Source organism: Methylobacterium sp. Leaf465 (assembly GCF_001424705.1).
In the GTDB taxonomy this organism is placed as follows: Bacteria; Pseudomonadota; Alphaproteobacteria; order Rhizobiales; family Beijerinckiaceae; genus Methylobacterium.
Map to the genome: position 1 here is coordinate 164,955 of NZ_LMRA01000012.1, position 20,563 is coordinate 185,517.

Consider the following 20,563-nt stretch of genomic DNA (forward strand, 5'->3'; position numbering starts at 1 on the left):
TGACGATTCACATGACGTCTTCCGGGAAGCCTCACCCTTCGGTGAGGCCAAACCCCTCCGGCAAGCCCCTCGCCGCCCGCGTGCAATGTCTGCGCAGCCCCGGCGGTATCGAGGCCTGGCTCCTCGAGGACCATACGCTGCCGATCCTGTCGATGCAGTTCGGGTTTCGGGGCGGTCCCACGCTCGATCCATGCGGCCGGGCCGGCACCGTACGAATGCTCGCCAACCTGCTCACCGAGGGCGCCGGATCGATGGACGGGGGCACGTTCCGCCGGGCCCTGGGCGACCGTGCGATCCAGATGTCCTTCTCGGTCTGGAGCGACAGCCTGCGCGGCGAACTCAAGACGCTCGCCCGCGAGACCGAAGCGGCCTTCGATCTGCTGTGCCTCGCCTTGCGTGACCCACGCCTGGCCGCGGACGACATCGTTCGGGTTCGAAGCGCGATGGAGGCGGAGGTTCGCGCCGGCCTCAGCCGCCCGGATCAGGTGGTGAACCAGACCTTCGCCACGCGCGGGTTCGCCGGGCATCCCTATGGCCAGCCGACCTCTGGGGATCTCGACAGCCTGCCGCGGATCGAGCAGGCGGACCTCGCGGCGGTGCAGACGCGGATGCTGAACCGCAACAACCTGCGAGTCGCCGTCGTCGGTGCGATCGGGCCGGACGATCTCTGCCTTGCCCTGGATCGCGTCTTCCTCGAACTCCCGATGGGCGCGCCGGCGCAGACGCCGGCGATCGCGCTGCAGGGGCTCGGCGAACGCATCGTCACCCGGCTCGACCTTCCGCAATCGACGATTCGCTTCGGACGGCCCGGCCCCTCCCGCAAGGACCCGGACTTCGCTGCCGCCACCGTGGTGAACCAGTGCCTGGGCGGGGACATGTCCTCGCGCCTGTTTCGGGAGGTCCGGAAGAAGCGAGGGCTCTGCTACGCGATGGGCACCGCCCTTCAGGTGGCGGATGGCGCCTCGACTCTCGTGGGCCGCACCGCGACCCGGAACGATCGCGTCGCAGAGGCGCTCGACGTGATCGAGGCGGAGCTTGTCCGGTTGTCTCGCGAGGGCCTCGAGCCCGACGAGATGGAGCGGAGCAAGGGCTACCTCATCGGCTCCTCCAAGCTGCGCCTCGACAGTTCATCGGCCATTTCAGCCCTCTTGCTGGGATTGCAGCTCGACGGGCGCCCGCGGGACTGGCTCGACACCCAGAACACGCGCATCGCCGCGGTGACCTCGGAGGACGCGGGACGCGCTGCGGCGCGCCTCATCGGTGATGGTCGCCTGCTCGTGGCGATTGCCGGAGATCCGGCGGTGCCGTGATCGCGTCGGCGTATCCCGAGCCGGCAAACCCAGGGGTTCCCCGCCATTGGGCCGCCTGGCTCAATTTTTTTTCTTCATGGGCACATTCGGGCGGCACCCTTGCCCGATCTGGAGGGACGGGACGTGAGATCGATCGTCATGATGAGCCTTGGGCTGATCCTCGGGGGACCATTCGCCGCTGAAGCGCAACCGCTGGCGCCCGGGAAGACCGCACCGGCTGCACCCGGTGTGGCCCAGCCCGGTACCGGGCGGGAGGGCTCCGCGAGGGCCGGCCTTCTCGCCGCCTCCGCGGCTTCCACTCCGGCACCGGGAGGCTTCGATCCGCCGGGGCAGAAGCCGCCGCGGCCGGACAATGCGCTGGGGCCGGATCTCGTCGCCTACGTCTTCGCACCGGTCGGACGGATCGTGGGACCGATCACCGAGGGCCTTCATGCCTTCGACGCGGCCCTCGCCCCAGTCAACGCAGTCCTGCTGCCGTTGACCGGTCCTCGGACCGTCGCATCCGAGGCCCCGCCGACTCCCCCATCGGTTCCGCCGCTGGCGGCGGCGGAACCCGCCGGGCGCCTGCCGCGCAAGTGAAGGCTTCGCTCCGCTCTACCGGACGCATCGCCCGGTCCGCGTCGGCGGACGGGTCAGGTTTCAGGCCATTTTGGCCGAGTCCCGCTTGGCCGAGTCCCGCGCGACACAGTCCTCAGGAAGGTCGTCACTCATGTCCTCGTCCGAGCTGCTCATCGGCGATCCCGCTCCGGCCATCGAGATCGAGACGTTTCTGAAAGGCGAACCGATCACGGGCTTCGCACCGGGCCGCGTCCACGTCGTCGAATTCTGGGCGACCTGGTGTGGCCCCTGCGCCGCCAGCATTCCGCATCTGACGGATCTTCAGGGGCGCCATCCGGCCGTGCTGATCCTTGGGATTGCCGTCGGATGGGCGGAGCTTGAGGTCGTGCAGACCTTCGTGCGCACGTGGGACGACCGAATCGGCTACCGGATCGCCGTCGACCGCCGGCCGGATCACGAGATCGGCCGGAGCCTGATGCGCGCCGCCTGGTGCGACGCGGCCTACCAGCAGGGTGTGCCGACGGCCTTCATCGTGGATGGCGCGGGTCGCATCGCTTGGATCGGACATCCGATGGACCTGGATGCGCCGCTCGCTGCGGTGGTCGAAGGACGCTGGGAGCTCGCCGCTGCCGCCGAGGCGCACCGGGCACAATTGCTGCGGGACAAGGTCCGCGAGGCCTGGGCCTTGGAGCGGGCGGTGCGTGCCTGCGCCGACATGGGCGACCGGGACGGCATGCTGCGGGTCTACGACACGGCCTTTACCGCCGAGCCCGCGCTAGAGCGGACGTTTGGCTTCGGCAAGTTCAAGCAACTAGCGGCCGGCAGCGAGGCGGCCCTGGCCTACGGACGGCACCTGATCACCGAGGTCGGCGCAGACGACGTCAATATGCTCTTCAAGATCGGGCTCGGCCTGACGCAACAGGGCGAAGCCCTGGAGGACCCGGCATCCGGTCCCGTCGCGGCCCTGGCGATCGAGGCCCTCGACCGGGTTTGGTCGCTGGTCGGGAGTGAGCCGAATCCCAGGCTTCTGGGGCGTCTCGCGGAGGCCTACGCGAAGGCGTTGCTGACGGCGGGACGTCACGAGGACGCCGCCGTCCACGCCAAGACCGCCTGGGAGGCTGCACACGCGATCAATGCGGACGACGACATGAAGGCAGCCCTCGCGGCTCTCCGAGAGCGCTGCCGTACGCCCGCCCCCTCCATCGCAACTCCGCCGCCATCGATGGTCTGCGACGGCGATAGCTGCCGCCTCGCCGGCCCCTGATCCTCGCTCCGATCGGGCTTGGATCTTCGCTGCCCCGTCGGTCGCGTGCTCGCCGCGGAGGACCGTCCCCGGCGGGACGCTCGGGGCCGTGGCCTCGAGCCGCTGTCCTTCGCATCGGTCTCCCATTCCTCCGGTTTCCGAACATGACTCTCCACACGTGGCTCGCCTTCGTGGCTGCATCCTGCCTCACGCTGGCGCTTCCGGGGCCGACTGCCCTCATCATCCTCCGCTACGCCTCCCAGCCCGGCCGCAGCACACTCCCCCTCATCATCGCGGGCGCCGTTCTCGGCGACACTTTCGCGCTGACCATCTGCAATTTCGGATTGGGGGCTCTGCTCGCGGCGTCCTCTGATGTCCTCACGGTGTTGAAGATCGTGGCCGCGCTCTACCTGATCGGCCTCGGCCTCTCGACCCTGTTCGCCCGGCCCTCGTTCCGGACCGCACCAACGCCCCCGAATAGCCGCCCCTTCGCCGGGGTCTTCCTGGTCACCGCCTTCAATCCGAAGGGGATCCTCTTCTTCTGTGCGCTGCTGCCGCAGTTCGTCGACGCCGCTCAGCCCGTCATGCTGCAACTCGCCGTCCTGCAGGCCACGTTCTGTGCGCTCTCTCTGGTCGCAGCCGTGACCTGGGTCAGCGCCGGACGCCTGCTGCGCCGGACGGGGGATCGCCTAATCCGGCGCGCGACGGGTTTGCTCCTCATCGGCGTCGGTATCGCCCAGGCGACGGGACGGTTCGCGTGAGCCGGGCCGCCGATGGTCCGGATCCCGAAGCGCCCGATCCGAGCGCCGCCCCCGCCCCCGGTCGTGGGGCGCGGGCCTGGGTCGCGCGCGCCATCGAGACGATCGAAGCCGACGTCAATCGATCCGCAGACACGCACCTGTTTCGCGTACCACTGCCCGCCTGCCCCGGGATTAGCTTCTACATCAAAGACGAGTCGAGCCATCCGACCGGCAGTCTGAAGCATCGCCTGGCCCGTTCGCTTTTCCTCTACGCCCTCTGCAGCGGTCGCATCGGGCCGGACACGACGATCGTCGAGGCCTCGAGCGGGTCCACCGCGGTCAGTGAGGCCTATTTCGCACAACTACTCGGCTTGCCGTTCATCGCGGTGATGCCGCGCACCACCTCCGGTGAGAAAGTCGTCCAGATCGCCCGCTACGGCGGACGCTCCCACTTCGTGGAGGACCCGGGCGCCGTCTATGCCGAGGCCGAACGGCTCGCCGCCGCGCATGGCGGCCACTACATGGACCAGTTCACCTTCGCCGAGCGGGCCACGGATTGGCGCGGTAACAACAACATCGCCGAGTCCATCTTCGCCCAGATGGCGTGCGAGGCCCATCCGATCCCGGCCTGGGTGGTGGTGGGTGCCGGCACCGGCGGCACCTCCGCCACCATCGGGCGTTTCATCCGCTATCGGCGCCTCGCGACACAGCTCTGCCTCGCCGATCCGGACGCCTCGGTCTTCCACCGGCACCTCGCGGACCGGTCCGTGCGCACCCTTGCAGGGTGTGCGTCGATCGTCGAAGGCATCGGGCGGGCGCGCTGCGAGTCGTCCTTCCTGCCGGACCTGATCGACCGCAGCGAGGCGGTGGCGGACGTGGCAAGCCTCGCTGCCGCGCGTGTCCTCTCCGAACGGATCGGCCGCTCCTGCGGTGCCTCCACGGGGACGAACATGTGGGCGGCGGCGCGGATCGTTTCCGGCATGGCGGCGGCGGGCGAGCACGGCTCGGTCGTCACGCTGCTGTGCGATTCCGGCGAGCGCTACCGCAGCACCCACCTCGATCCGGACTGGTTGGCGGAGCGCAGCCTCGACCTCGAGCCGCCGCGTGCGGCGATGGAAGCCTTCTTCGAACGCGGCGTCTCACCGGATCTGGCCCTGACGAAGGGTATCGGCTCCGGCAGCGGCCTGTAACCCTTCGGATGTGGAATAACCCCGAGCGCGACCGTGGGAACTTGGGCGTCGGCTCCGACAACAGGGTGTGACCCGAGTTCGAGGAGCCGCGATGTTCAGTGTCCTGAGGCGATCAGCGTATCGGGCCGGTCCTCCGGTATTTGCCGCCTTGATGGCCAGCGCCAGCCCAGCCTCTGCCGGCCTCGATACGCTGGTCGAACTGGATATCCCCGCGGGGGATCTCGGCCGTACGCTGATCGCGATCTCCCGTCAGGGCGGGATCATGATCTCCTTTCCGCCGGAGATCGTTGCGGGCCGACGGGCCGCGGCGCTGAAGGGCCGGGTCGTCGTCCGGGATGCCCTGATGCGCGTCCTGGGCGGAACGGGCCTGCACATCGTGCCGGGTTCCGGCGGCGGCGTGACCGTCGTCGCGGATCGCGACACCGGCGTCAGCACGCAGGGGCTCGGCGATATCGCGGCGATCGATGTGACCGACGCGAGCGGGGGCTCACGCTTCGGCGATGTCGGCTTCCAGGCCGGCGATGCGGGCACCTCGTCGCGTCTCTCCGGTACGCCGACGAAGGAGTTGGCGAACACGATCACGACCGTGACGCAGAAGGTGATCCAGTCCCAGGTCGTCACGAGTGCCGCCGATGCGGCTCAGAACGTTTCCGGTGTCACGCTGGGCGCCAGCGGCGATGGCCGCGCCAATTTCGTGATCCGCGGCTTCCAGACCCAGGGTGTGATGGTCGACGGCATCGGGTCGTTCAACCGGAGCATGACGATCTATGGCCAGCCCCCAATCGACAACGTCGAGCGCATCGAAGTCCTGAAAGGACCCAGTGCCATCCTGACCGGCGCAACGCTGGAGGGGGGAGGCGTGAACGTTACCACGAAGCGGCCGACCGAGACGGTCATCCGCGATGCCACGGTGCGGTATGGCTCCTATGGGTACAAGACGCTCGCTTTCGACTTCGGCGGGCCCGTCGCCGATACCCAGGGTTTGACCTACCGTTTCGTTGCGTCCGGGAATGCGGCGGACAGCAATTACGCGGGGTACCGAGATCCTCACGAGTACCTCCTGGCACCGAGCGTCCGCTGGACGGACGGCGAAACGTCATTGCTCGCTGGGCTGACTTACACCGACCAGGCACGAAAGCCGGTCCAATATACTTTCATTCCAAGTCTGGGCGCCGACCCGTTCCACCCTATCCTGCGGCTCCCGAGAGGCATTCCGAAAATCAACCCGGACCTGGGTTACACCTCAAAGCTGATCCAGCTCTTCAGCGAACAATCGCACGACTTCGGAGATATTCTGGGTTCAAACATCGTTCTTCATAACCGACTGCGTTACGATACATCGACGGATGGCTTAAATACCGGTTCTTGGATCGGCCGCCCAGGTCGAAATGGCACTTACAGCACCACGCAGGTTCAAGGTAATTATCAGTTTTCAAGATTGTTCGAGCAGGTCGATTTGACGAGTACTTACGACGCAGGATTTGCGCGCCAAACCTTGAAATTCGGTTTGGATTATTCCTTGACGCAAATTACGTATTCACAAGTTCCCGCTCCTGCATCTCAGAATTTTTTCACGAATCCGTATACGGGACTTCCAATCCAAGACCTATTCCGGCCGACGATCATTCCCCAATCGGCACTGGGAGGGTTGGGAGCTAGTTCCCTCGGGTACTATGTCATCGACAAATTCGATACATTGGATAATCGGTTGCATATCACGGGTAGCGTTCGGTACGATGATTTTACCAACAGTTCTTCCGGTGGGGGAAGGTCGAGTTCGTCGATTAAGTCGGGCGGAATGACATGGTCTTCGGGTGCGGTCTTCGACATAACCCCATATTTCAGCGCCTACGGTAATGTGAATACCGGGATCGTCCCAGCTGCGGGCTTCAACGACAGGACTGGCATTCCATTTCCGCCGGAACAAAGACATCAATGGGAAACCGGCGGACGGGCTTACATGTTCGACAAGAAACTGAGTCTTACCGCAAGTTATTTCGATCTTGCCGCCACAAATGTAACGATATGCCCGACAAATGACTGTGACATAACGAGTAAATACGTCCTTGTGCCTGGGCAGACGAGCCGGGGTGTCGAATTCGATATGCAAGGAGAACTCTATCCGGGCCTGAATCTCATTGCTTCATTTGCTTCGACGGTTGTAAAGTTCGTAAGTCCACAGAATACGAGTCCTTTTGCAGGAATACCTCAATACACCAGCAGTCTTTGGGCGACTTACACCTGGCAAGAGGGCGGCCTGACGGGGCTAACGATCGGCGCAGGCGGGCGTGGGAACTCCGACAGCACGGTTTTTGATATAAACAACAAAGTTTATCCGGTTCCCGGCTTTGTTACGGTTGACGCATTCATCGGATACGACATCGATCAGTGGTCTCTCAGTTTCAAAGCGAATAATCTGATGGATAAATATTATTACAATCCCAGTTACGACAGCCGTTTTATCGGTATTGGTCAGGGGCGAAATTTTCTTTTCGCGGCCAAGTGCTCTTTCTGAGATTTTTGAAAACTGAGAAGGTGACGAATCTTCGATCTCCGCACCGACGGCTGACGTTCAGGTCTACTTAACCTCGGCAACGATCGGTCGCACCTGAAGATTTCGATCCCGGTTTCGAAGGGCGTCGCGTTCGGTACCCTTCGAAGGGCGCACGCATCGCATCTTGAGCTTCATTCGGAACACATGACCGCCTGTGCCGCAGACGATCGGCCCCGCATCGACACGTCGCTGGCCCACCGCATTCTCCGTCTTACGGTACCGTACTGGCGCCAGCGGCAGGCTTGGCCGGCTTGGATCGGGGTGGCAGTGTTACTCAGCCAGGGGATGCTACTTTCATACCTGGTCGTGCGCGCCGCCGCGCTGCTCAAGACTGTAACGGACGAGCTTCTGGGTGGAAACCAAGCAGCGTTCGAGGCTGCGCTCCTAACTTACTTGTTCGTCTTCACGGTCAAGACCGTCTTGCCGCAGATCCGCTTCATCGTCGACGGCTTCGTCGAGGCGGCCTGGTCCCGTTGGTTGAGCCGCCACGTGATCGATCAATATCTGGCCGAACGCGCCTATTACGACGTCAGGCTCCAGGGCGATCTCGACAATCCCGATCAGCGGATTGCCGACAGCGTCGCGCCGTTCGTCGGGCACGCGATTCAGATCCTGCAATGGACGGTGAGCGTCGCGGCTCGCCTCGGTGCGGCGGTCGTCGTGTTCGTTTCCCTCGACCAGCGCTTTCTCGTCTGGGTGCCCCTGCTGGGTCTCGCTCAGATCGGCGCCACCACCCTCATCATTCGACCCGACGTGCGGCGGCAGATTGCCGTCCAGGTGGCCGAGGGCGACTTGCGCCGCGATCTCGTACACATCCGCGATCACGCCGAGGCAATTGCCTTCTATGGGGGCGAGGCGACGGCGCGGCGCTCGGTGATGGCGCGTACGCGCGCAGCCGCGGACCGGATCTTCCGCTTCGAGCGGTTCCGGGCGCTGGTGTACCTGACGGTGAACGCCGCCACGTCCTTCGCCTGGATGGCGTTGCCCTACGCGGTCCTGAGCGGACAGGTGGCCAGCGGCGCGTTGAGCTACGGAACCCTGGCTCAGGCCACGGCCATCACCCTGATGATGCGCGGAGTCATCGATACGGTCTCGGCGATCGTGGCGGCCTTCGGCGAGCTTGCCGTTCAGGTTACCCGGCTCGCCCCCTTGCAGGAACGGTTCGACGCCATGGCCCGGGCCCGCGCCGAACGGCCCGGGATCACCTTGCGGCGCGGGTACGATCATGTGGCGGTGGAGGCGCTCACCCTCGAGACGCCCGATGGCGCCCGCCGTCTCGCGACCGGCCTGTCGCTCGTGATCCGGCCAGGGGAAAGCGTGGTGATCGTCGGGGAGACGGGGGTGGGCAAGAGCTCGCTCCTGCGCGCCATGGCCGGCCTGTGGAGCCGTGGCGAGGGCCGCCTCTTCATGCCGCCGGCCCAGGAGACGCTGTTCCTGCCGCAGCGGCCGTATCTCCCGGCCGGCTCCCTCCGGGAACAACTGCTCTATCCACGCGGATCGTACGCGTCCGATCTCGAGCTCCTGGCGATCCTGGAGGCAGTACGCCTGCCGGACCTGGCTGAGACCCATGGCGGCCTCTCGGCGGTCCGCGACTGGGCGCAGATCCTGTCCGGGGGGGAACAGCAGCGGCTCGCCTTCGCCCGGGCCCTCGTCGGACGACCCGGCTTCGTGTTTCTCGACGAGGCAACGAGCGCCGTGGACCCGGAGACGGAATTACAGCTCTACGCCCGGCTCGTCCGCAGCGGCGCGAGCGTGATCAGCGTCGGGCACCGGCTCGGCATCGTGGCGCACCACAGCCACGTCCTGACGCTCCGATCCGGCGGCCGGTGGGAATACGCACCTGTCGCGACGTGGGCCTACGCTTCGTGAGCGCGGCCGATCCGGCGGCGGCGCGCTTCGATCCGTCTGTATCGCGCGCTGCGAGCAGAGCGGATCTCCGCCTCGACCTTCGGCTTCTGCGACGCATCGCCCGCTTCTTCGTGCCGTTCTGGACCCGGCGCGCGGCGTGGCCCTACTGGATGGGTATGGCTGCGATCCTCGGCCAGACGACCCTCGGCACGACATTCAATCTCGCCGCCTCCTACGTCCTCAAGGACATGACGAACGCGTTGACGGCGCATGACGGGGCGCTGTTCCGTTGGCAATTCCTGCTCTACGCCAGCCTCTTCCTCGGCGAGATCCTCTTGGCCGGGCTGGCAATGATCGTCGCTGGCTGGATCACGAAAGGTTGGCGGGTCTGGCTGACCGGTTGGATCACGGACCGGTACCTCGGAGCGCGCGCCTATTACGACATCGCCCAGCGCGGCGACCTCGACAATCCGGACCAGCGCATCCAGGAAAGCCTCGCCATCGTCGTCCGCCAGTTCTTCGGTCTCCCGGTTCAAGTCCTCGGTTTTGCCGGAGCCCTCACGGCCGGCAGTGCCGTGCTCACGACCATCAATGGCCGGCTGGTGCTGGTGATCCTCGGCCTCAGCCTCGGCCAGGCGATCGCGACCTATCTCGGCTATCTGCCACTGGTGCGCCTGCGCTACGCGGCCGCGATGGCCGCGGGCAACCTTCGCTACGGTCTCGCCCAGATCGCCGCCAACGCGGAGGCCATCGCGTTCTACCGCGGGGAGCCGGCCGAGCAGGTCCGGCTTCACGGCCTGGTGGGGGCGGCGGTGCGGCGCGACCTCATCGTCACGCTGTTCCGGCGCGCGGTGACGGACATGGCCCCTCTCCTCTTCGGGGTGGCCTGGGTCGGTGTTCCCTATCTCATCCTTGCGCCCCGCCTGTTCGCGGGCGAGATCGATTTCGGCACGCTGACGCAGGGCATCGCGGTCACGCTCACGGTGGCCAACTCGGCCTCGGCCCTGCTCGGCATCCTGGCACCGCTCTCGGGCATCGCCCCGCACACGGTCCGCATCGCGCAAATCGTCGAGCGCTTCGATGCGCTCGCAACAACACGGGCGATGGATCAGGGGATCGTGTTCGCGCGCCGGCCCGATACGGTCGCCCTCGACGGCCTGAGCCTTGAGACGCCCGGGGGCGAGCAGCGGCTGGTGCGCGATCTGAGCGTGACGCTGCGACCGCAGGAGAACCTCGTCATTGTCGGCCAGACCGGTGTCGGCAAGAGTTCGCTGCTGCGCGCCATGGCGGGCCTGTGGACGCGGGGGACGGGCCGGGTGGTGATGCCCCCCGCAGCGGATTGTCTCTTCCTGCCTCAGCGCCCCTACGTGACGCACGCCGACCTTCGCACTCAGCTCCTCTATCCCGATGGGGCCGAGACCTCCGACGCCGTCCTGCTCGAGGCGCTGAGGGCGGTGCGTCTCGGCGATCTCGCGGCGGACCACGACGGTCTTTCGACGGTCAGGGACTGGGGCCAGCTCCTGTCGCTCGGCGAGCAGCAGCGCCTAGCCTTCGCCCGGGTGCTGCTCGCGCGCCCGCGGTTGATCTTCCTCGACGAGGCGACGAGTGCGGTGGACGGCGCGACGGAAGCCCATCTCTACGGTGTGCTGGCACAGACAGGAGCGCGCTTCGTCAGCGTCGGCCACCGAGAGGAGATCCTGAAATACCATGCGCTGATGCTGACCCTCGCGCCCGGAGGGAGCTGGACCCTCGCGCCCGTCGAGACGCTTCTTGCCCCGCACTGAGGGCGATGCCCCCCGGCCAATCGGCTGTCCGCACCCGGTCCCGAGACTTCGCTGACCGGTGTCGGGAGGGCCATAACCAGCCCGCGACGCGGATCGCGGGTGGGATCGGTGCCGGCTCAGGCAGGCTCGCCGGCACCGCAGGAATTCAGGGCCGGTATCGACCGCGAGGTGAAAGAGGTCGCGCCGCGATGCGTCGTTCCCGGCGTGTGGGGTTGCGGCGTCAGCGTATCAGCCAAGCGCCGACGTCGACCCGCATAGGGATTCGCCTGCGTCGTCAGACAGAGACTCGGATGGGTCCCGACGCGAACAGGCAAGACGACGTGTCGAGCGGGACTTGCGGGGATCGAGCGATGAGCAAGGCCTATCGGTTGACTTTGGACAATGCAGTTGCCGCGCTTCTCCGCAACGCATTGGGTCGCGGCTTCATGCGTCAGAAGAGGCGTGGTCAGCGCGATCGCGTTCCCCGTCATGCGGCCTCGCGTGAAGACCATGCTTCTGCGGCGCCCACATCGGAATGCGGGGCTGATAGGGCGATCCGCGGGAAACGCGCTTCTGTCCTCGGCGGGATCGATCTTGAATTCTACCGCAGATACTACAGCGATCTCGTCGTTTTGGCTGAGGATGACGCGCTTCTTCGGCATTACGCCGATCATGGTCGTCGCGAGGGACGCTTCCCCAACGCTGAAACGATGATCGCAACCCTCGAACGGCAATACGGTCCCCTTCCATCGCACTTCGTTCCCCAGCATTATCAGGCCCTTCATGCCGATCTGGCCGGCCTGACAAACCATTGGGAACTCCAGGAGCACTATCTTCGCTTCGGTCGCGCTGAAGGGCGGTCCTTCTGCCTGAACTTGACTGCCTTCGAGCAAGATTACGCATGCATGCTGACGGCTGGCGTGATCGGCGCGAAGGCAGCCGGTCTCGCTCCCCCACCCGCGACCTTCGCAGATCTCCTCATCGGTGCCGGCTTGTTGCCGGGGCCCTGGATCAGCCGGTTCGTGCTGCACGAATTTTCGCTGCTGAACGAGGCTTGGCTACCCTGGCAGCCCGCCTCGCGTATGGAAGGTCTGTTCCTCTTTCTGACGATGGGCTTGGGACGTCTCGCCCCCATCGCCTTGCGCCTGCAATTCGATCCCGTCTTCTATCGGGAACAGCGCGACTCTCGCGAAGCGAGTGAGAGCGATCTCGACCTGTATCGAAAATGGCTCGGCGTAGGGGTGTCGCGGGGCGTGCCCGGCACGGAGGCCGCCGCCCTGGTTCAATTGATCGGGGAGGATGGCTTTCCGAAATGCTTCGATGAGAAGACTTACCGCCGAATGCTATCTCGAAAGGTGGCTCAGCCGAAAGCCGGGCGGTTCGAGGCTCTGAAGCATTTCGTGACACTGGGCTTCCTCTTGCCGGAGGTCGAGGCCATGCGACAGTCCTGCTCGGCGCACCTTCTGGAGCAGATCGCCGAATATCATCTGAACCGCGGCGACGCGACGACGGCCGAGAGCGCCTACAGCAGAGCACTGCGGATCGCTCCGGAAATCGGCCGCCTTCACCACCGTCGTGGAGACGCCCTTCACAAGCTCGGCCGCGCGGACGAAGCGACGCGCGCCTTCGTCGCTGCGGCGGATGCCGAGGGTGCGATCGTCTGGAGCCACATCCACGCGATCGACGGTCTGCTCAGACAGCCGAGCAGTGTGCCGGACGCCGTCGCGCATGTCCGTCGTTCGGCACTGAGCTGGCATGGTTCACCCCATTGGCGCGGAGCGGCGCACCGCGCCATTACCGGGGCATTCGACCTAACGGGCGCGCGGGCGCGGGAGCTCTACGCCGCCGGGCGGCGCAGCGAAGCGGACGAGAGCCTGGTGGCCTGCCTCGACGAGATCGCGGACCTGATCCGTCTGGCCGACCCATTGCCGGCGCGCCTGCCGGCGCCCAGGACCGGCCACATCGTGATCGTCGCGAACCGCGACTTGCCCCAATGCGAGCATTACCGCGTCGTGCAAAAGATTCAGCAGCTCGAACATGGCGGCTGGAGCGTCGAGGTGTTCGCGCATCACGACGCTGCCCAGAGCCGCTGGGCGATCGACAAGGCTGCGGCGGTCATCTTCTACCGCGTCGCCGCTCGCCCCGAGATCCTTCATGCGATCCTTTACGCGCGCGCCCTCGGCCTACCGACGATCTATGAGATCGACGACCTGGTTTTCGATCCGAACCACTATCCGGATTCGTTGGACAGCTTCGAGGGCCAGATCAGCGTTTCGCAGCACATCGGTCTTCAATACGATGTGCCCCTGTTCCGCTACGCCCTGGAGGCCTGTGATGTCGGTCTCGCATCGACTCCGGCCCTCGCCGAGGCCATGCGCCCCTTGGTCCGTTCGCGCACCTGCCACGTCCTTCGCAACGGCCTCGATACGCGCAACCTGCCGTTTCTCGCCCAATCCCACACACCCTTCTCGGAGACGGCGCTGACTTTGTTCTACGGGTCCGGCACGCGCGCGCACAACCGCGACTTCACCGAACTTGCGGCGCCGGCGCTGATCGAGACGTTGCAGGAGCATCCGCAGACGCGGCTGGTGATCGCGGGCTATCTCCGCCTCGACGACCGTTTCCGGCCCTTTGCGGATCGCGTGGTTCAGGTTCCCTTCACGGACGACGTGAGTGCCTATTGGGAATGCCTTTCGGGCGCCGACATCAATCTCTCGGTCCTTGCTCCAGGGCCCTTCGCCGACGCCAAGAGCGAGATCAAGTGGCTTGAAGCCGCCATGTGCGGCATCCCTTCGATCGTCAGCCCAACCCGGACTTATCGAGACCTTCTCCGCGATGGAGAAGACGTCCTGTTCGCCGAGACCGCCCAGGACTGGTCGCATGCGCTTCGCCTGATGATCACCGATCCGGACCAGCGCCGCAGCATCGGCGCGCAGGCCCGCGCCAGGGCGATCGCCTCTCATGGTCTGGACACCGCGGTCGAGACGCTGCGGCATCTCCTGCCGTCGCCGATCCATCAACCCCAAGCGGCGTTGCCGGCTCGCAAGGCCGGTCCGGCGGTGATCGGATCCCCGTGGCCCGCAGGCGTCTGCGCCCCCGCAAAGGCCCGCTCGGTGACGGCATCCCGGGCAGGAAATGCCTCGAAACCGCGCATCCTCATCGTGAACGTCTTCTTCCCACCTCAGACGTTGGGGGGTGCTACACGCGTCGTCCGCGACAACCTCGATCACCTCCTCGACCACGCCGCCGACCGTTTCGAGATCGCTGTAGTGGCCACGGACCTCGACGGTGGCGTTCCCTACCGCACGCGCATCGACGCCTATCGTGGCGTGCCCGTCTACCGCATCGCGGGGCCGAGCGAGATGCATATGGATTGGCGCCCCATCAATCCGCAGATGCGTCCACCCTTCGAGGATCTGCTCGAGCGATTTGCTCCCGACCTCGTTCACTTTCACTGCGTGCAGCGCCTCACGGCCGCGGTGGTCGAGGTGGTGCAGGCGCGCGCCATCCCCTACGTCGTCACCGCCCACGACGCCTGGTGGATCTCCGACTACCAGTTCCTCACGGATCTGGACGGCTCCATCCGGTCCTCTTCCCAAGACCCGCTCCGCGACGCCTCAAATCCCGCGCAAAACCCGATGGCGTCGATCGCCAGACGACGCCGGCTGAAGCGGGCACTCGATTCGGCGGCGGCGATCTGCGCGGTGTCCGAGACCTTCGCCGACGTCTATCGGCAAGCCGGATTCCCACAGACGATTGCGATCCCGAACGGCGTTCCGAGGCTCGCACCAGCCGTCCGGCGGCCGAGCGCGACGGGCCGGGTCCGCTTGGGTCACATTGGGGGCCGCACGCTGCACAAGGGCGCGACGCTGATCGAAGTCGTCCTGAAGGCCTCGCGCTTCAGCAATCTGTCTCTCACCCTGGTCGATCACACGCTGTCGACCCACCAGATCACCGAGGAGATTTGGGGCACGACACCGGTGCGGATCATCGGCAACGTGCCTCAGGACAGGGTCGGCGCCCTTTATGCCGAGATGGACGTTCTTCTCGCCCCGTCGCTCTGGCCCGAGAGTTTCGGATTGGTAACCCGGGAGGCGCAGGTGTCCAAGCTGTGGGTGGTCGCCAGCGACCGGGGTGCCATCGGCGAGGAAATCGTCGAAGGGGTCAACGGCTTCCGGATCGACGTGGGCTCCCCTACCGGTCTGCGGGACGTGCTCGTGCGCATCAATGCGGATCCGGACCGTTTCCTGGGGAGCCCACCGACTCCGGAGACACCAATGCGCACGGCATCCGATCAGGGCGAGGACCTGATCGCCCTTTACGACAGATTGCTTCCGGCCTCGATCGGACGCGGTACGTCCAACTAGAACCGTGCCCGCTCAGATTGGATCATAGGCATCGTATCCAGCGGCGGTGAGATAGTTTCGGCATTCGTCAGGTCTGAACGCCGCGAAAGCGTCGTGAATGGCGCGGGTCAGGTCGTCGGCGGTTCGCGCTGCGGCGGTCCGGAGCAGGGCTTTCGCTTTGGCGAAGACCTGTTCGATGGGGTTAAAGTCCGGACTGTAGGGCGGGAGATAGAGCACCTGTGCGCCGACCGCCTCGATGGCTTCGCGCACCCCGGCGACCTTGTGGGCGTTCAGATTGTCGAGGATGACGGTGTCGCCGGGCTTCAGCACAGGAGCCAGGGTGTCGGTGACGTAGGCCCGGAAGCGCATGCCATTTGTCGCTCCATCGAAGACGGTCCTGGCGATCAATCCCGTGGCGCGCAGGGCGGCGGTGATGGTGGTGGTCTTGTAGTGCCCATGAGGTACGGCGATCCGGCAGCGCTGACCGCACGGAGCACGGCCATACCGGCGGACCATCTTCGTCGTGGCGGCCGTCTCGTCGAGGAAGACCATGCGATCCGGATCGAGATCGAGTTGACGCTCGAACCAGTCCTCGCGCGCGGCCTTCACATCCGGCCGCTCCTGCTCGGCCGCGTGGACAGCCCCTTTTTACGGGTGATGCGGTGCCGGGCGAAGAAGCGCGACAGACTGCTCGTGCTTGCCCGGACACCGCGTTCCGAGAGCCTGTCGCGGAGCTCACGCAGAAAGGATTGCGGATGCTCTTCGTAGGTCCGAAGGATGAGGGCCGCCTGCGCTTCCAGGCGCTGCGAGTTGCGGTCGCCGCCCATGGGCCTGGGCGCGATCCGCCCGTCCTGCCGGTAGCGTTCGTGCCACCGGATCGCGCTGGCTGCCCCGATACCGAAGCGTTGGGCTGCCTGACGCCGCGATGAGCCCGCTTCAATCGCGGCGACCACGCGCTCGCGCAGATCGATCGACAGGGCTGAAGGCATGGCAATCCTCCCTCACAAGCCCGCTCAGTTAATCGCACGCAATCCAGACTGCCTACCCCAAGCGATTCAATCCGCCAGGGCACGGCTCTAGCTCGTCGGGGTCGAAGCCTTCTTCGGCTCACGGCGGCGTTACATCCGCCACCCATCGCCCGTCGATCCGCAGCCGGAGGTGTCTCCGGAGCGACGGGCATGGAGACGATGGGGGCGCGACCGATTAACTCGCGTACCCTTTCGTGACAGCGGCTCCGCGCCGATCGATCGGCTTCGCCCGAAGCGCGGGCGGGCGGGCGGCTTGGTCCGTTCCGAGAATGGCGCCGGCTGACCACAGACCTTCGGTCTTGCACAGGCGGAATGCCTCCCGCGTGCGGACATCGCTCTCGCGGTTCGGTCCTCCAGCCTGATCCCGCCCACGAACGCGGTCCAGCTCGTTCGCTCGACCACCGATGGCTATCCGGTTCCAGGCCGCGATCTATGCCGACGTCGGGGCCGCGGTTTGTGACGCAAAGGCTTTCAATGCGAGCCCGGCGCGTACCGACTCGCCCCGCTCACTGCGGATCCGTGTGGCCTGCAATCCACCTCGTGCCGTGCCCTCGCGAAGGGGGCCGTCCGAGCGTCCGTCAGAGCGTCGCGATCCTGATTTTTCCACCTTCCGCCCTGGCCGGCTCGGAAGCCTTTTCCAGGGGGAAGCGCTCGCGGGCGCATGTCGACGATCGGGTTCAGATCCGACCCGGCGTCGAGGCCCCCCGGTCGTCCGCGACCTTGCCGTCGAGGGCGATGCCATCACAGCCGCAAAGGACTGGGACCGGCGACCGGCTTCACATCGGCTACGGGCCTCCAACACGCGGATGATCGGACCGATCGCAAACCGTTTGCGCCAGATGGGGCCGCGCTGCGACCGCCCGCGTCACGCCGTGGCTCTGATCCGTGCTCTGCAACCGCCCATGAGCCTCGTTCAGGCTGTCCGTTGCAATTTGTCCGAAAGATAGATTGCGTAGATCTGCTCAAGATGTAAATTTATCAATCTATGGCACGCGGTATGCATATCTATTCTGGTCTAGGTTTCAGTCTATAGGAAAAATTAGTGGTGACAGAGAGGCTGGTTGATTGTGTGTAATCTCTCTTTGACGGATATAAAAAGCGCAGTTTGGACAAATATACAGAAGTAGCAAGTCTCATAAATCGAAATAACAAGACTGTATAGATAGGATTTCTAGAGGATGAATTCTCAAAAGCTTGTAAATGGAAGCAGATGAGGTGGGCAATGGCCGGAATCGCTCGGTGAGCGAGGCACGGCAGCACGCGTGCGGGGGTTCAAATGGCTAGCGTCGTGGCTGGACAGAATTCAAGGCTGATCGAGACGCTGTTCCGGGAGCATTCGTCCTGGCTCGGCTCGTGGCTGTCGCGGCAAACATGGACCGTGCACGCTCCGGAGGACATCGTCGCGGACGTGTTCCTGTCGCTTCTTACGCTGCCGAACATGGAGAGCGTACGCGAGCCGCGGGCCATGATGACGACGATCGCCAAGCGCATCATCTTCGATGCGCGCCGTCGAAAGACACTCCAGAACGCCTACGAAGAGGCTCTCCTCACCATCCCGGAAGCGGTAGACGTCTCGCCGGAGGAGCGCCTCATCATTCTGCAGGCGTTGCAGAAGGTGGACGAAGTCCTGGCGAACCTGTCGGTCCGGGCTCGAACGGCGTTCCTGATGAGCCAGATCGATGGTATGTCGAACAAGGACATCGCCCAGCACCTGAATGTCTCGCTCGGTGCCGTGAGCAAATACATGACGCAAGGGTTTTCGGCCGTCTACGTCGCCAGGTTGGAGAGTTGAGGGCATGGCGAAGGCCCGAACGCGGGACGAAATTGCCGATCCCCGGATCGGCGAGACCGGGCGCGCCGCGATCAAGTGGATGGTTGCGCTGAACTCCGGCGATATGACGGAACGGCAGCTTCGCGACTTCGAGCGCTGGCGCCGCGCGAGCCCGGGCAATGCCGAGGCTTGGAATCGGATGTCGGGCGGCCTTCAGCCGTTCGACGTGTTGGCCCAGTCCGGGCTTCCGCGCGGTGCGGTCGCCCAGATGCAGGACCCGGCGATGCGGCGCGACCGTCGGGCGGTCCTGAAGGGCTTGGTCGGGCTCAGTGCCAGCGGTGGGGCCGGCGCAGCGCTGCTGCAGCGCTTCGTGCCGATGGAGGACGTTCTCAGCGATCATTACACGCGCACGGCCCAGCATGAGCAGTTCGAGCTCGCCGACGGGAGCGACGTGATCCTCGCACCGCGTTCGTCGCTCAATCTCGCGCTCGGACCGGAGGAGCGCGGTCTCCAGTTTGTCCGCGGCAGGATGATGCTCAACGTCGCACGCGCGGATACCCGGCCCTTTGTCGTCGACCTCGGACTGGTCCGGTTTGCCGCTTCGGCCGGCGCGTTCGTCTTCGATCGTCGGGACGGGCACGTGGGCATCACGGGCTTGACCGGTGGGGGAACCCTGTCGGGGGCCGGGCGCCGGATGACGATCAAGGCGAGCGAGCGCCTCAGCCTCGATGGAGCGGAGGTCCGTCTCAGCAAGGTCGATGTCGATGCCCAGTCGTCCTGGACGACCGGACTTGCGGTCGTCGACAACGAGACGCTCGGTCATATCGTCGAACAGATCAGACCCTATTACGCGGGCTTCGTTTTATTGGACCCAGCTGTCGTGGACCAACGCGTCTCTGGCGTGTTCAATCTGTTCGACCCGGTTGCCGCTCTCGAAACTCTCGCCCGATCGGTCGGCCTCGGCATGGTCAGGAGGGCGTGCTTCTGGATCAGGATCGAGCCGACAGCCTGACCGCGCGGAGGTCCAGCCGATCGACCGCCGGCAAGCCTGAAACTCCCGTGGCTCACTGTTCCTGCCACGCGCTTTCTCTAAAGGCGCCTTCCCCAGCCCGCGAAAGGCCACAGGCGAACCGGTCCGGGTGCTCCGGTGCCTCAGAGACGACTGCCCATCGACGAGAAACAATCTGTCGGAACGCAGCAACCGTCCACATTCTTTGCTTCGGGGACAGCCCTCCCGGCAAGTCGGGTCGACAGTGCGAACTGAGAGCCGGAGCGCGCCTGTTTCTCGGGGCTTGGACGCGTTCGCCGGGCCCCTCCGTCAGTCACGGGCGACGAGCTCGGCGATCCGGCGCTGTCGGTCCAGGATCGCCCGGAGATATTGGATCGAGCCTTCCTGCATCGGGCGAAGAACCTGCTCATCTTCCTGCACATCGCGCCGCATCGACACGAAGAACTCGTGTCCGCCGGGATCCGCCCCGGCGATCTGGTTGAAGACGAAGGGAAATCGACCGAGGCGGGTCGCCTCTTCGATGACGGTGAGAAACGACAGGGGGGTGAAGACCCAGCAATGACATGCCGCATGATGCTTTGAGGCGAGCGCTTCAGCCGCGCGCGCGTGCGCGAGAGGCAGAGCCGATTCCGCGAAGAGGCGCCGGGCCTGTGACACATCCGTACCCTCCCAGACTGCGGCAGGATCGACGGTGCGCGTTTCGTAGGTGTGAGCGAAGATCTGCCGTGGGCTCGGCTGTTCGTACGCGAGAAGATCCGCTTCGACCAATTCGGCGATCGTGCTCTCCCGCCGGCTTACGTCGGAGGTGTAGCGGCGGTCCGGTAAGGAGAGATTGAGGACACCGCCAGGACGCAGCACGGCATGGATACCACGAAACCAGCCGAGAAGGTTTGGGACGCGGTGGGCGGCATGGACAGCGATGGCAAAGTCGTAATCCGTCCGCCCGATCCGCTCGGCCAGAGATGTCGAGCCGCTCCAGGCATAATCGGCCTGGACGGCGTCGGGGTGAACGGCAGCGGCGTCGACGGCGTGGTCGAGATAGGTGACGCGCAGACCTTCCGGCAAAGGCGTCGGCTTCGACGCCGCACCGAACTCCAGCCCCCGGCCTTCAGGCAGGCCGACATCGTGCGTGAGCCGCGCGAGGCGGCGTTCGGCGGATCGTCGGCTGAGGAAGGCGTCGAGGGACAGCGACCCTGCATGCAT

At 65.4% G+C, this 20,563-nt stretch carries 13 protein-coding genes; 11 read left to right on the top strand and 2 right to left on the bottom strand.

The window, feature by feature from the left end:
• Positions 1 to 41: 41 nt before the first annotated feature.
• The 9 genes from ASG51_RS09320 (at position 42) to ASG51_RS09360 (ending at position 15,573) form a co-directional block, all read left to right on the top strand.
• Positions 42 to 1,310 (top strand): pitrilysin family protein, encoded by a 1,269-nt coding sequence (locus ASG51_RS09320; RefSeq protein ID WP_244480105.1) that lies wholly within the window; start codon positions 42 to 44, stop codon positions 1,308 to 1,310.
• Between the two features lie 123 nt (positions 1,311 to 1,433).
• Positions 1,434 to 1,889, top strand: coding sequence for a hypothetical protein (locus ASG51_RS09325; RefSeq protein WP_156389642.1), 456 nt, complete (start codon positions 1,434 to 1,436; stop codon positions 1,887 to 1,889).
• Between the two features lie 130 nt (positions 1,890 to 2,019).
• Positions 2,020 to 3,132 (top strand): TlpA disulfide reductase family protein, encoded by a 1,113-nt coding sequence (locus ASG51_RS09330; RefSeq protein WP_082513947.1) that lies wholly within the window; start codon positions 2,020 to 2,022, stop codon positions 3,130 to 3,132.
• Between the two features lie 143 nt (positions 3,133 to 3,275).
• Positions 3,276 to 3,872 carry a LysE family translocator gene (locus ASG51_RS09335; RefSeq protein WP_056380409.1) on the top strand — a complete coding sequence of 199 codons (597 nt, stop codon included), beginning with the start codon at positions 3,276 to 3,278 and terminating at the stop codon, positions 3,870 to 3,872.
• A 92-nt stretch (positions 3,873 to 3,964) separates the two neighbouring features.
• Positions 3,965 to 5,041, top strand: a complete 1,077-nt coding sequence (locus ASG51_RS09340) for a PLP-dependent cysteine synthase family protein (RefSeq protein ID WP_056380823.1) — start codon at positions 3,965 to 3,967, stop codon at positions 5,039 to 5,041.
• Between the two features lie 91 nt (positions 5,042 to 5,132).
• A complete protein-coding gene (locus tag ASG51_RS09345) occupies positions 5,133 to 7,556 on the top strand; it encodes a TonB-dependent receptor (RefSeq protein WP_056380411.1) in 2,424 nt (807 codons plus the stop codon).
• Between the two features lie 183 nt (positions 7,557 to 7,739).
• The gene (locus ASG51_RS09350; protein WP_082513948.1) at positions 7,740 to 9,464 is read left to right on the top strand and encodes an ATP-binding cassette domain-containing protein; all 1,725 of its coding nucleotides are present in this window, start codon (positions 7,740 to 7,742) and stop codon (positions 9,462 to 9,464) included.
• Positions 9,461 to 11,227: an ATP-binding cassette domain-containing protein gene (locus ASG51_RS09355; RefSeq protein ID WP_156389643.1), complete on the top strand. Its 1,767-nt coding sequence runs from the start codon at positions 9,461 to 9,463 to the stop codon at positions 11,225 to 11,227. The genes ASG51_RS09350 and ASG51_RS09355 overlap by 4 nt, the downstream gene beginning before the upstream one ends.
• A gap of 350 nt (positions 11,228 to 11,577) precedes the next feature.
• The gene (locus tag ASG51_RS09360) at positions 11,578 to 15,573 is read left to right on the top strand and encodes a glycosyltransferase (protein ID WP_244480106.1); all 3,996 of its coding nucleotides are present in this window, start codon (positions 11,578 to 11,580) and stop codon (positions 15,571 to 15,573) included.
• Positions 15,574 to 15,585: 12 nt separating this feature from the next.
• On the opposite strand, the gene ASG51_RS23310 is transcribed toward ASG51_RS09360, so the two are convergent.
• A protein-coding gene (locus ASG51_RS23310) for an IS630 family transposase (RefSeq protein WP_156389644.1) occupies positions 15,586 to 16,541 on the bottom strand; the annotation gives its coding sequence in 2 pieces (ribosomal slippage) (positions 15,586 to 16,190 and positions 16,190 to 16,541; 957 coding nt in all).
• A gap of 1,315 nt (positions 16,542 to 17,856) precedes the next feature.
• Here ASG51_RS23310 and ASG51_RS09375 point away from each other — a divergent pair.
• Together ASG51_RS09375 and ASG51_RS09380 are read left to right on the top strand one after the other, a co-directional pair.
• On the top strand, positions 17,857 to 18,372 hold the full coding sequence (locus ASG51_RS09375; RefSeq protein ID WP_056271917.1) for a sigma-70 family RNA polymerase sigma factor: 516 nt from the start codon (positions 17,857 to 17,859) through the stop codon (positions 18,370 to 18,372).
• Between the two features lie 4 nt (positions 18,373 to 18,376).
• Positions 18,377 to 19,363, top strand: coding sequence for a DUF4880 domain-containing protein (locus ASG51_RS09380; protein WP_056380421.1), 987 nt, complete (start codon positions 18,377 to 18,379; stop codon positions 19,361 to 19,363).
• Positions 19,364 to 19,669: 306 nt separating this feature from the next.
• On the opposite strand, the gene ASG51_RS09385 is transcribed toward ASG51_RS09380, so the two are convergent.
• Entirely contained in the window at positions 19,670 to 20,563 is an 894-nt protein-coding gene (locus tag ASG51_RS09385; RefSeq protein ID WP_056380423.1) for a methyltransferase domain-containing protein, read from the bottom strand.

Coding starts and splice junctions, on each gene's coding strand:
- ASG51_RS09335 (WP_056380409.1), top strand. CDS start 3,276: ATGACTCTCCACACGTGGCTCGCCTTCGTGGCTGCATCCTGCCTCACG.
- ASG51_RS09350 (WP_082513948.1), top strand. CDS start 7,740: ATGACCGCCTGTGCCGCAGACGATCGGCCCCGCATCGACACGTCGCTG.
- ASG51_RS09345 (WP_056380411.1), top strand. CDS start 5,133: ATGTTCAGTGTCCTGAGGCGATCAGCGTATCGGGCCGGTCCTCCGGTA.
- ASG51_RS09360 (WP_244480106.1), top strand. CDS start 11,578: ATGAGCAAGGCCTATCGGTTGACTTTGGACAATGCAGTTGCCGCGCTT.
- ASG51_RS09375 (WP_056271917.1), top strand. CDS start 17,857: ATGGCTAGCGTCGTGGCTGGACAGAATTCAAGGCTGATCGAGACGCTG.
- ASG51_RS09330 (WP_082513947.1), top strand. CDS start 2,020: ATGTCCTCGTCCGAGCTGCTCATCGGCGATCCCGCTCCGGCCATCGAG.
- ASG51_RS09385 (WP_056380423.1), bottom strand. CDS start 20,563: ATGCATGCAGGGTCGCTGTCCCTCGACGCCTTCCTCAGCCGACGATCC.
- ASG51_RS09380 (WP_056380421.1), top strand. CDS start 18,377: ATGGCGAAGGCCCGAACGCGGGACGAAATTGCCGATCCCCGGATCGGC.